Genomic DNA, 12587 nt, shown 5'->3' with positions numbered 1-12587 from the left:
GAAGCCATGGACCTCGCAGCCACTCACCAGACTGCTCGTTTCGATGACGTTCCCTTGCTCGCGCGGCTCGCGCTTCGGCTTGCCTCGCGGCTTAAGCTCGGCACCGTGGATGTTCGTCTTCCCGACGGCAGAACGGTGGTGTTGCGGGGAACGCATCCGGGGCCGTCGGCGACCATCGAGCTCAACAGCTACGCCTTCGCGCGAAGCCTGGTCCTTGGCGGCGATATCGGCATGGCTGAGGCTTACATTCGCGGCGATTGGAGCACACCGGATCTCTCCCAGCTGCTTTACGTGTTCTGTCTCAACCAGGACCTGGTCGACAGCGCCTTCGCCGGCAATGCACTGGTCCGGCTTTGCCGGCGCGCGCTGCATCGGTTGCGCCGAAACACGCGACTGGGATCGCGGCTGAATATCCACGCCCATTATGATCTCGGCAACGAATTCTTTGCGGCCTGGCTCGATCCGAGCATGACGTACTCGTCGGCGTTGTTCTCGCCCGAGGCGACCGACCTCCTCGCCGCTCAACGGCACAAATACGAACAGCTGGCGAAGGCGATCGAGCTGCGGCCCGGCCATACCCTGCTCGAGATCGGCTGCGGCTGGGGCGGCTTTGCTGAGTATGCCGCCAAAGCTTGCGGAGCCAAGGTCTTGGCGCTCACCATCAGCAAGGAGCAGCACGCATTCGCCAGCCGGCGTATCCATGAAGCCGGGCTCGGTGACAATGTCGAAGTCCGGCTACAGGACTATCGCGATCAGGACGGGCAGTTCGACCGGATCGCCTCGATCGAGATGATCGAGGCCGTCGGCGAGCCGTTCTGGCCGACATACTTCAATCAACTGCATCAACGGCTCAAGCCGGGCGGTCTTGCCGGAATCCAGGCCATCACCGTCCGCGACGAGCTCTTTGACAGCTACCGACGGCGCGTGGACTTCATCCAGAGATACATTTTTCCGGGCGGGATGCTGCCTTCGCCGAATGTCCTGCGCTCGCTCGGCGAACGCGTGCAGATGCCTCTGATCCGCGAGCGGGTCTTTGGACAGGATTACGCCAAGACGCTCGCGGTGTGGCGAACGAGCTTCGGCCATGCCTGGACGGACCTGACCTCGCTTGGGTTCGACGAGCCGTTCCGGCGGCTGTGGGAATATTATTTGTGCTATTGCGAGGCAGGTTTCAGGGCCGAAAAGATCGACGTCCGTCAGCTGGTATTCGCGCGCCGAAGCTGACGTCGCTGATGTTTCCGGTGTGAACGAATCCTCAGGCAGCTTCCGACGTTGATCGCGCACGCTGCTCGAGCACGCCGATCGTCGAGATCAAATTGTCGCGTCGCGCGCGAAGATTAAGCGCAAGAAGCGGGTATGTCGGCTGCAGCACGTCAAACACCCCTACTCTCGCTTCTTCCTCGAGAATGTCGGTGTTCATGAGCCGAACGCGCCACCACAAATCGGCGACCAACGCGTCGAGCCGGAGTTCGCCAGCAGCATCAGAACGGGACACTTCCTGCATCACTTGCCTCAACCTGAAACGGCCTCTCTTCCAAGGCCAGACTTTGGTCATGGCTGAGCAAGCAGAGTGCCAGCAGCGGGCGCGCGCGATCTGGTTCTGGAACGGATTGCTGCGCGAGCCGGCTGGTCAAGGCTGGCGCTAGGGAAGTGTTGCCCGTGGAGAGCGAAATGGTGCCCAGGGGCGGACTGGACATGCATCCCAGAACAATCCGCAAAAACAACAACTTACGACAGTGACGGATATGCTGTTTGTACCACTCAAATGTGCTTTTGTCGATCCTACTTGCCCGCAAGCGACCCTCGATCGCCCGTCCCGTACAACGGTCAAACGCTCTGATGCGCCGTAGAGCGCATAATAATTGCCGGTAGCGGGCAGCGCCTCAACGGCTCTGCCACTCAAAAGTGTACGGGCACTGGAGACCAAGCGGATACGGCAGGAAGGCGTCGGCAAAGCTGACAGCTTCGAAAGCTGAGATTTTCAAACTTGGAAACATGAGAGGGCCCCGGTCAATCTCGCCCCAGACCGGCTGCGCCGCGTGAAAGCCGATGTCGCTTCCGTCAATTCCGGATGCTGCGTCGTTTCCCCGGGCGGCATGGGTGGCAGGTCAGATTCGGCGGAGTTAGCCGGTGGAGAAGTGCGCCCTCAAGCTCCTGGACGGAAGCGCCACCGCGCCGATTAAAAGGCCCTCGGGCAAAGAGATCCGAATTTTTCCCACTGTATAGACAGGCCAACGCCAAGACCAAAGAGCGAATGAATTTACCACTCCCAATGCCGGTTGGATTCAGCGTGTCCTCATACCCAGCTGATTCAGCTAACCAGTGATAAGTCTTTGGTTCCTCAGTCGATTCGGCCGCGTGGATCGAAATATTTCCATCAGCGTTGCGTATTTGGCGCCGGCACGATTGCGGGGCTGGCGTGAACTTTTTGTTGTTTACGGGCCTCAGTATGTCTCTCACCAACCTGCTCGTCTCGGTGCTGATCGCGCTCGGTCCTATTGCGGTGCATGATGACGGCCGATACGCGAATTCGCCACTGAAATCATGGTTCGAAGGCCTGCACAGCAAGGACGGCGTTCAATGTTGCTCGGATGCCGATGGCATGGCACTCGCGGACGTCGATTGGGACACCGAGGATGGGCACTATCGCGTGCGCATTGACGGACAGTGGGTGATCGTTCCGAGTGATAGAGTGGTTACTGACGCCAATCGCACGGGCCGGACGATTGTTTGGCCGCAGTACCTCAACGGCAATCCAGTTGTCCGCTGTTTCATGCCGGGAAGCATGACCTGAGTGAATCCGTTGCGCATCTCGCAACGCAACCGCGCGCATATCGCGGTCGCGAACCGCTGAGGAGTCGAAAATAAACAGCACACGCCATCAACTTTGCTTGTCAAACCAGTCTCTCCGGAGTCACAGTTCGATTGCACCGCGCAGTATTTTGGCCGGTTAAAAGCAAGAATAGTTTGGGGCGGAACGGATGAATAGATTTTCGATCGGATACGCCGCGCTACTTGGGTTAGCCTGCACATTGCCAACCCTCTCCTATGCACAGCAGGAGGTAAAGCAAGACTCGATTGGCCCCGTGGGTCAGGCGAACGTCACACCCGTCACACAAGCTCTGCTCAATGGAGCGGACAAAAGCGCTAGCAACTTCCTTTTGACCAACGGCAATTACGCGCAGACGCGGTTTCATCCGGCGAAGCAGATCAACCGCAACAACGTGAAGAACCTTCACGTTGCATGGATCTTCCAAACGGACGTCAAGGAATCCCTGGAGACCTCACCGATCGTGGTGGACGGCGTGATGTTCGTGACGACATCCTACAGCCACGTCTACGCGCTCGATGCCAAGAGCGGCCGCGAGCTCTGGCACTACAATCACAAGATGGGACCCATCACGACCTATTGCTGCGGTCCCAACAATCGCGGCGTCCAGGTTCTCAATGACACGGTTTACCTGGCTACGCTGGATTCGAAGCTGGTGGCGCTGAATGCCAAGACCGGAGACGTCGTCTGGAAGACCGACATTGCCGATCCCGAGCTCGGCTACAGCGAGACGATGGCTCCGACCGTCGTGAAGGACAAGGTCCTGATCGGCACCAACGGCGGTGAATATGGCATTCGCGGCTTCGTCCGGGCCTACGACGCCAAGACCGGCAAGCAGCTGTGGAATTTCGACACCGTTCCGGAGAAGTCGGTCGGCGTCTGGGCAACCAAAGATGCCACCGGCCGCGACATGCATCGCGACATCGCGGCAGAAAAGGATGCGGTCGCCAAGAACGGCGATCCCTACGCAAAGCTCGGTGGCGGCGTCTGGCAAAATCCCGCCGTCGACCTCGAGACAAACCGGATCTACTTCGTGGTCGGCAATCCCTCGCCCGACCTCGACGGCGCTAGCCGGCCTGGCGACAATCTCTATACGGATTCGCTGGTGTCGCTCGATCTCGATACCGGGAAGTATGCATGTCACTTCCAGTACATCGCGCATGACGTCTGGGATCTCGACGCCGTCAGCCCGCCGGTGCTCGTAAACGTGGCGGACAAGAACGGCAAGACCATTCCCGGCGTGATCCATGCCGGCAAGACCGGGCACATCTACGTGCACGACCGCAAGAATTGTAGCCTGATCCGCTTCTCCGAAGCGATGGTGCCGCAGGAGAACATGTGGGTGCTGCCGACCAAGGAAGGTGCGCGCATGCTGCCGGGCGCCAACGGCGGCGTTGAGTGGTCGCCGATCGCGACCGACCCGGGTCAGGGGCTCGCCTACGCGATCAACTTGCATCAGCCCATGCACTACCGCGTCGAAAGCTCGCCGTATCCGAACGGAAAGCTGTGGCTGGGCGGCGCATTCACTGCCATCCCGGAGGAGAAGCAGTCCGGCAATATCACGGCGGTGAACTACAACACCGGCAAGATCAAATGGCAGGTGAAGACACCGGAGCCGATGATCGGGGGCATTCTCGCCACGGCTGGCGGCCTCGTGTTCAGCGGCGAAGGCAACGGCAAGTTCGCGGCCTATGATTCGTCTACCGGCAAGGAATTGTGGAGCTTCCGCGCCGGTGCCGGGGTCAATGCGCCGCCGTCCAGCTACATGGTGGGCGGCAGTCAGTACATCGTGGTCGGCGCCGGGGGCAACACCCAGGTTAACTTCAAACGCGGTAATAACATCATCGCCTTCTCTCTCGATTGAGTACGCAGGCGATATTGTCATGAATTTTGCGAAGCGGGGCCGATCGGGGCCCCGCTTCCATGTTGAGCCTCGATGGATCAGTGAATGAAGTGGTTGCTGAACAGGACGATCCCGGGCGCGATCATGCTGGGACTGGGCACTTGCGTCGCATCAACGATCGCCGCCGCCCAAATCAGGAACGGAGCCAGCGCGCAGCCTGCCCTCCCTTCTGCGATTGCCGAGAAGGTCGAAGTCTGCGCCGGCTGTCATGGGGCCGACGGCAAACCTGTCGACAAGAGCATTCCCATCATCTGGGGACAGCTTCAAGGCTACATCTACATCCAGCTTCGCGATTTCAAGCGAGGCGACCGCAAGAACGAGACCATGCAGCCGATCGCGTCCTCGCTCGAGAAGGATGAGATGATGGCGATTGCCGAATTCTTTTCGCAGAAACCGTGGCCCGATCTTGGCCAGCCGAGGGCCCCGAAAACCATCGCGCAGAAAGCGATCGAGGCCGAGCATTCAGTAGGCTGCACCGGCTGCCATCTGGAAGCGTTTCAGGGCACCGGTACCGTGCCGCGGCTCTCGGGGCAGAGCCGCGAATATCTCGCCAAGACGATTGGGGACTTCCGCACTCGGGAGCGAGGCAACAATCCCGGAATGTCCGACCTGATGATCGCCACGCCAAAGGATGGGCTCGCAGCGCTCGCCGAGTATCTCGCTGGCCGCTAGACGCGCGCGCAGGCCTCAATGTGTCGGCGTAAGGCGTTCGCGCAGCGACGTTAATGTTGTAAGGTCGGCGGCACGTTTGCCGCCATTGTCCCGCAGCGACGGATCTGCCCCTCGCGCGAGCAACAGAGCAGCGATCGCTCCGCGGCCTCCCTCCGCCGCGATCATCAGGGCCGTGCGGCCACGCGCATCCCGGTCATCGATATGAGCGCCGGTGTCCAACAAATAAGTCAGGACATTTGCTACCTTTGCATCCGGGACCTTCTCGTCCGCACCGGCGGCCCACATCAGGACAGTAAGCTCATTGGCATAGCGGGCATTGACGTCGATGTTGCGAGATAGCAACCGCTTCACAATGTCAACATGGCCGGCGGCGGCAGCATAGACGATTGGTGGTTTCCCGGTGTCATCCGGCAGGCGCTCGTCGGCTCCCTCTGCGATCAGTGCCTCAACGATCGCGTCATTGCCGGCATAGGCAGCCGCCGTGACCGGAGATATCCCGCTGCGGCCTGTAAGCCTGACACTGGCGCCATGTTCGATGAGACGACGGACCACCGCGGCATGGCCGCGCTCGGCCGCAAAATACAGAGCTGTCGCGCCGGAGAGATTACGTGCATCGATCGGAGCACCGCGCGAAAGCAACAGATCGATCATCTCCATGTGACCGAACCGCGCAGCATGACTTAAGGGCCTTGCGCCCAGCCGGTCACGGGCATCGACAGAGGCGCCCGAATCCAGCAGCGCCGTCGCCAGCCCGGTGCAATTCGTATCCGCTGCCGAAAACAACATCAGCGACACCTCAGTCGCGGAAATCTGCCGGTTCATAGCTTGAAGTTGGCGATCCAACTCCGCGCAGCGGTCGGGTTCTGCAGAGAACGCTGGTGTCGAGACGGACAACACGAGGGGCACGGCCCAGCAGAAAACTCCGAGACAACGGTACAATGCTTTACCTCCCACCGCTTTTCTCAAGAGTGGCATGCGCGCTTACTGATGCCAAGCTCTGAGCCGCCTTGGATCTACGCGAAAAGCTGGCATGTCCGTTCGGTTGAGCCATACTCGTGCAGTGCGGCGTAGGGGGACCTTATGAGAAATCATCGAAGCGCCCCGTAGTTACATACGTAGTTACATACGAAGGTACTGGTCGGCGGAACAACTCGCAACGGCCATCCTTACGCCTTGGCGTAACAGCAAAAACAAGTTGACAAAGGGCGCACGGGCCGGAATTGCCCGGCCCGCGACGTCACAGATTACGGCAGCTGATCGAACGTCAGCGTATTGTCGAGCGTATCGCCTTGAGCAATTGACTCTGGCACGTGGATTTTGGGCCTTGGTAATTCGGCAGCTTTGTCACGATCGAGATCTGGTTTCCGCCAGACACGCTTCCGAGTTCGTCAGTCAATTCGTCCGTTTCGTTGTTTGACCTGTTCATGATCAGTCTCCTCTTTGCCTCTCGGTGAAGATCATTCCTCAACCCGTCGGGTAGGGGTTCATCGGCCTGATCCGAACTTCTGTGACTAACTAGGCATGAGACTTGGAGGCGCCGTCACTAACCCTGATGGTCACCTCTGGATGGAACGGGCCGATCACAGTGCCGCGCCGGGCGAACTTTTTCGCCTGTCGCCTGGTTCTGGAATTCAATCACCCCTCTGTATTCGGCCGGCGCGAGTACTCGCCATTGTGACCCCATAACCAGGAAAACGCGTCTACTTTCGATCGGCTTCGGCTTCCTGCTCAAGCCGCAGAATATGCGCGCGCAGTGCGTTAAATCGACCTTCGGCAACATCGCTGAACAGCGGGTCTTTGTGACTCGTTGCGGCCGAAGCGATCTCGGTCCAATCTTGAAGCTTGAGAACCTTAAGTGCCGCAGGAAAGAAATCGCGATCTTCCATCATCATGTGACGGCGCTCGTGCGCAACAAAATCGCGAACGATAATATCTACATCCTCGCGAAGAATTTCACGATCTGCGAGCACGCTGTCGACGGCCTGAGCGACGCGGCGTAAAAGCTGGGCCCCTTTCTGATGTTCACGAGCTAGATCGCCGACTTTCGCGGCAGCAGCTGGATCTCGTACCCTCAGCTTGGCAAAGACCAGGTCCTCCTGGGGATGATGATAAACTTCAGGGTAGACTTCGAAATAACTGATCACTGCGTGGATGACCTCGTAATCAGGACGACCTCCGCGGTCGAATACCTCTAGCTCCCGCTCGAGGATGGCGAGCAATTTCTCGATGTTGCGATGCTCTTGGGACAAGCGCTCTATGATCATGGCAGCGCTCCACTGAGTGAACCATTTTAGAGAGTGGTCCTCTGGCCTGAATCCGCTTTGCGACAAATCAAATCTAGTCAGATTAAGGATGTAGCCACGCACTCTGAAATGAGTGTCCCCCAGAGCAACGGCAATCGGTCCCGCGACGCCCTGGATCTGGTGCCGCGATCGCCTCTGAATTCAGTCCAGATGCCGCGCGAACGGCGATTGCAGCCCAGAACTCATCGCTGCAGAGATCGTTTCGGCTTAGGTACTTCCTGAATTGATTTCATGTAGTTGAGGACTGCCTCCGCATCGCCCCTCTTGAAGCGGAAGGTCGGCATCGAGGGATGGATGCTGCTGTCAATCGGCGCCGAACTGGGCCCGTTGAACTAACAGCGGCAATTGCTTGTCGCTATTGACCGAATCTGCGTCGAGGTGGGGTCACGATCGGCGCCGATCGTGACCCCACCTTAATGAAGCTTTCTTCATTTCGTCAGGTGGATACTGCCAGTACTTCAAGCGACGTGACCGGCGCCGATTAACATGCTTCTGGCCGAGCACTGCGATCCGCTGCCCAGAGAAATTCAGATCCGACGTTGTCGTGCGCTTCCCCGGCAACCGCCTCTTGAAGGGATCGAGTTTTCGAGTTTAGGGAAAGACAAGGATAGATGCCAGCCCGAGCGAGCCATCTGCCAACCAGTTCCGAGCGAGGTACCTTGCAAAAACTACGCTCCGGCCGCGAGATGACGCTGAGGGCTCTTGAGCCCACTGGCCAACGTACCGTTCTGAACATGTTGGCGAAGGGTTGGGTCGAGCGCGGGAACGCGAGCGGGACGTTTCGGATCACGGCTGCAGGCGATGCAGCCCCTAGCGTCAAGATACCCTGACCGCTCCGCAGGCGACGCTTCTCGCACTCGCGTGCTTGCACCACGCCGCGCTTGCATTCACCACCGTGCGCGACGCGGCGTTCCCGACGTAGCGCTCGAGCCGCGGTGTTGGCCGGAACCATTACAAATGAGCAAGCCCGCTGTTCCAACCGAACTCAAGGGGTACAATTTCGTTCGACTACTGGGCCGACCGGTGACCAAGACACAAGAGAACGAACCAAGCCGGAGGCAATTCGAACAAGGAGGCAACCATGGGAATGCAAGATCGAGAAACCAGCAGCCTGATCGGCAGTGATAAGGTTGAGGGCACGACAGTTTACGGCGCCGACCGCCGAGAGATCGGCAGTGTTGAACGTGTTATGATAGACAAGGTCAGTGGTCAGGTGAAATACGCGGTGCTGAGCTTTGGCGGGTTTTTGGGCATGGGCAACGACTATTACCCACTGCCCTGGCAGTCCCTGAGGTACGATCAAGGTCTGGGCGGCTACGTCACGAACCTTACGGAAGCCAAGCTGAAGGGCGCCCCCAAGTACAGTGACGAGAGCAGTTGGGACTGGTCAGATCAGAGCGCGAGCAGGGTCAACAAGTATTACGAGAGTTCATTTATGTAGACCTCGTGTACACCTCCAGAGAGACCGCCTTCGGGCGGTCTTTTTTGTTGGCCCTGCCCAGCCACACAAGCCGAGCGCACAAGTTTTGCAGATCGAGCATGGAGGATCGTTCCGCTCACGCAGACGCAGGTAGAACCGGAAATTCCAGGTGCCGCACCCAGAGCGCCTGCTCGCAGCGGAGGGGCTTTAACGACGGAGGCCGCATCCTCGGTTTGTCATCGGAAAGGCTCGCGAGGACGCGAAGGCCAGGCCGACCGGGCACAACACATTCGACCGGAGGGATCCGCGCCGGCCCTCCAAGCCCCTGGCGCGGTGTCGCAATATGCTACGAGGCCGACAGCATGAGCGATGTGGAGCTGTGCCGAGATTGAGCTTTCTCAGCCGCAAGGCGCTGCGGGCGCCCAATCAGGTAGCCTTGCATCTCATCGCAGCCCTCCTTCGCGAGAAGCGCCATCTGGACGTTTGTTTCGATCCCCTCCGCTAGCACCGGTACGCCAAGACCGAGCGCGAGCCCGATGATCGCGCGAACGATCGCCAATGATCGCTCGCTCTGTCCGAGCGAGGCAACGAAGGACCGGTCGATCTTGATCCGGTCAAGAGGGAAGGCCTCGACATAAGACAAGGAAGAGTATCCCGTCCCGAAGTCATCCAGCGCAATCAGGATACCGAGGCTCTTGAGCGATTGCATCGCCTTTTTGGCGCGCGAGACGTCCTCGATCAGGACGCTTTCCGTGATTTCGAGCTCCAGTCGCGAAGGCTCAAGGCCAGTTTCGCGCAGCGCCATACGGACCTGCGCGTCGAGATTTTCCCTGCGGAATTGGGCGGCCGAGACATTGACGGCGATCCGGAAGGGCCGGTCCCACGATGCGGCCTCCCGGCAGGCTTCTATCAGCACCCAGTCGTCGATCTGAGCAATCGAGCCGCTTCGCTCCGCGACAGGGATGAATTCTCCAGGAGAAACGACACCGCGATCCGGATGACGCCACCGGACCAGCGCCTCGTAGCCAATGATGCGGCCATCGCGGTGCTGCTGCGGCTGATAATCGAGATAGAGTTCCCCACGCTCGACGGCGAACCGCAGATCATGTTCAAGCGCGCGGCGCTCCCGGAGCTGCTGGTCCATCGCGCTCGTGAACAGGCGGATCGCGCCCCGACCCTCGTGCTTGGCCCGATACAGCGCCGCGTCGGCGTTCGCGAGCAGAGAGGTGATCTTGTCCGCATCTCTGGGAAACAGCGCCGCGCCCACGCAGAGATCGAGCTTAAGAGCATGACCGTCGACTTCGATCGGATCCTCGAACGCGGCCCGCATCTTGGTCGCCAGCAGTTCCGCGCTTGCCGACAGAGGCACCTGGTCCGTGATGCCGATGAACTCGTCGCCGCCCACCCGTGCCACGTAGCAGCCTTGCGACGCTTCTTGGAGACGGCGGGAGGTTTCGCGCAGCACGGCGTCTCCGATCGCATGCCCGAACAGGTCGTTGATCTCCTTGAAGTGGTCCAGGTCGATGCAGAGCACGGCAAAGCCGGAGCCGGTGATCTCGTGCCGTTCGACCGCCGCAGAGAGATGCTGATCCAGGGCCGTCCGATTCGGCAGCTCGGTCAGAACATCGTGGGAGGCCAGATAGCTGATCCTCTCCTGGGCGCGATTGCGCTCGGTAACGTCGAACGCCACGCAAACGTGGGCTGAACGCCCCTCGTAGTGGAGCGGACGAGACTCGATGACGACCTGGATGAGATCACCGCAAGCGGTTCTATGCAATTCGAAATCGATGGAGCCATCAGATGGTCCGCACTCGAGCTGCTGCTCGCACATGCGGAGAAGATCCTCGCGGCGGTAGCCGTAGTGTCGGCACATCGCTGCGTTCACCGCGAGCAATTGCCGCGTTGAAGAATCGACCACCCACATCGGCAGCGGATTCTCCTCGAAAAGGAGACGGAACGAGGCCTCCCGACGCTTCAGGTCGGTGATATCGATCCGGACCCCGATGCTGCCTCCATCGGCGGTGCGCCGCTCCTCAACTCGGATCCAGCGATCGTCGGGCAGATGCTGCTCGTGGGAGTATCTCGGCAAGGCATGGCGAGCCAGGCGTTCGGCGAGCCATTCGTCCTCGCGGCCGATCGCCTCGGGATACTGTCCCCGTGAAAGCCCAGCCCGCAGGATGCTTTCGAACGGTGTTCCCGCCGCCAGCGCTTCCTGGCTGGCCGCATAGAATTCCCCGTACTGTCTATTCCAAAGGACCAGTCGATCATCCTTGTCAAACACGGCGAGGCCTTCAGGAACGACATCGAGCGCCTCGGTGAGATGCGTGTGAGCGGCGCGGGCAGCGGCTTCGGCCCGCTCGGCTGCCGCCTTGGCTTCGGCAAGAGCCATCTCGGTTCGGTAACGTTCCGTGATGTCTTCGTGCGTGGCAACCCAGCCTCTGCCCTCCATGGGGCGGTGCCGAATGCGCACCATCCGTCCGTTCGTCAATTCGACGGTCGTATCCGAACTTTGGTCGATCACCCGTGCGCTATTGCGCCAAATCAGATAGTCCTGCTTCGACATCTTCGGCGCACTGCCGGCTGAATACCGGAGATCGACAATGTCGTTCAGCTTCATGCCGGGCCGGATCGCGTCCGGATCGAGATCGTAGATCTCCAGATAGGTCCGATTGCAGACAATCAGCCGCTGGTCCTCGTCGAAGAAGCAGAGGCCCTGAGACATGTTGTTGAGGGCCCGGTCGAAGCGGTCGGCGACGGCGGTCGCAGTCTGCTCAGCGGCCCTGGCGCGCTCGCCTTCCTGGGTCAGGCTGCTATGGGCCTGAATCAATTGGACGAACGAGCGAAAGTTGGTGTTGATCATCCGCCCGAGCAGCACGAGCAGCAACAGCAGATTGATCCCGAGCGAGATCATGATGCCGTCGCCTGACAGGAGCAGCACAGTCCCGATCGGGGTGCCGGCAATCAACATCGTTAGCAGGGACGCCGGCGGAAAGCTTCCGAGGCAATAGGCAGTGCCGATGCAACCCATGAACACAAGCAAGGCGATCGGCGCGCGTAAGTCGGGATCGACGGTCGCGAACAGTCCTAGAATCCAGAGAACAAAACCCGCGTTGAGGACCACCGCGACAACGCGAGTCCGCCTGAGCTCACGGTGCGCCTGCTCTGGCGAGACATCGACCGCTTTCAAGCGGAGCCACTGAACCAAGCGGAGCAGGCACAGTGCCAAGAGAGCGGTTGGCAGGCCGAACCTGAGCCAGGCCGATACGGTTAGCGGGAGCACCAGCCCTACACTGATACTGTCGACCAGCAGCACAGCGTAGAGAACTGGGACCTGCTTTCGCAGAATCCGGAATTGCTCGACGACCAGCGCGCGCCCGAGCGGATCTGTGATATCGCCCAATGCGAAAGCGGCACGTAATCGCGCGAACAAGCCCATGGAAGCTGCCCTACCCCTTTCAG

General features: G+C 59.8%; 9 protein-coding genes. 5 read left to right on the top strand and 4 right to left on the bottom strand.

Annotated features, from left to right (window positions below; genetic code table 11):
* The first annotated feature begins 6 nt into the window (after window positions 1-6).
* Window positions 7-1224, top strand: a complete 1218-nt coding sequence (locus ACVIN2_RS24035) for a class I SAM-dependent methyltransferase (RefSeq protein WP_456767450.1) — start codon at window positions 7-9, stop codon at window positions 1222-1224.
* Between the two features lie 31 nt (window positions 1225-1255).
* Here the strand turns inward: ACVIN2_RS24035 and ACVIN2_RS24030 are convergent, their stop codons facing one another.
* Window positions 1256-1504 carry a hypothetical protein gene (locus tag ACVIN2_RS24030; protein WP_456767449.1) on the bottom strand — a complete coding sequence of 83 codons (249 nt, stop codon included), beginning with the start codon at window positions 1502-1504 and terminating at the stop codon, window positions 1256-1258.
* A gap of 945 nt (window positions 1505-2449) precedes the next feature.
* On the opposite strand from ACVIN2_RS24030, the gene ACVIN2_RS24025 reads away from it, so the two are divergent.
* From ACVIN2_RS24025 to ACVIN2_RS24015, 3 genes are all read left to right on the top strand, one after another.
* A complete protein-coding gene (locus ACVIN2_RS24025) occupies window positions 2450-2794 on the top strand; it encodes a hypothetical protein (RefSeq protein WP_456769794.1) in 345 nt (114 codons plus the stop codon).
* A gap of 367 nt (window positions 2795-3161) precedes the next feature.
* Window positions 3162-4694 (top strand): outer membrane protein assembly factor BamB family protein, encoded by a 1533-nt coding sequence (locus ACVIN2_RS24020; protein WP_456767448.1) that lies wholly within the window; start codon window positions 3162-3164, stop codon window positions 4692-4694.
* An 84-nt stretch (window positions 4695-4778) separates the two neighbouring features.
* Window positions 4779-5405 (top strand): c-type cytochrome, encoded by a 627-nt coding sequence (locus tag ACVIN2_RS24015; RefSeq protein ID WP_456767447.1) that lies wholly within the window; start codon window positions 4779-4781, stop codon window positions 5403-5405.
* A gap of 15 nt (window positions 5406-5420) precedes the next feature.
* Here ACVIN2_RS24015 and ACVIN2_RS24010 read toward each other — a convergent pair whose 3' ends face one another.
* Window positions 5421-6227 carry an ankyrin repeat domain-containing protein gene (locus ACVIN2_RS24010; protein ID WP_456767446.1) on the bottom strand — a complete coding sequence of 269 codons (807 nt, stop codon included), beginning with the start codon at window positions 6225-6227 and terminating at the stop codon, window positions 5421-5423.
* An 878-nt stretch (window positions 6228-7105) separates the two neighbouring features.
* Window positions 7106-7669, bottom strand: a complete 564-nt coding sequence (locus ACVIN2_RS24005; RefSeq protein ID WP_456767445.1) for a hemerythrin domain-containing protein — start codon at window positions 7667-7669, stop codon at window positions 7106-7108.
* Window positions 7670-8789: 1120 nt separating this feature from the next.
* Here ACVIN2_RS24005 and ACVIN2_RS24000 point away from each other — a divergent pair.
* The gene (locus ACVIN2_RS24000; RefSeq protein ID WP_456767444.1) at window positions 8790-9149 is read left to right on the top strand and encodes a PRC-barrel domain-containing protein; all 360 of its coding nucleotides are present in this window, start codon (window positions 8790-8792) and stop codon (window positions 9147-9149) included.
* A gap of 325 nt (window positions 9150-9474) precedes the next feature.
* Here the strand turns inward: ACVIN2_RS24000 and ACVIN2_RS23995 are convergent, their stop codons facing one another.
* The gene (locus ACVIN2_RS23995; protein WP_456767443.1) at window positions 9475-12564 is read right to left on the bottom strand and encodes an EAL domain-containing protein; all 3090 of its coding nucleotides are present in this window, start codon (window positions 12562-12564) and stop codon (window positions 9475-9477) included.
* Between the last annotated feature and the right edge of the window lie 23 nt (window positions 12565-12587).

The organism is Bradyrhizobium sp. USDA 3650 (genome assembly GCF_054057395.1).
This window is presented reverse-complemented; position numbering and strand designations above follow the sequence as displayed.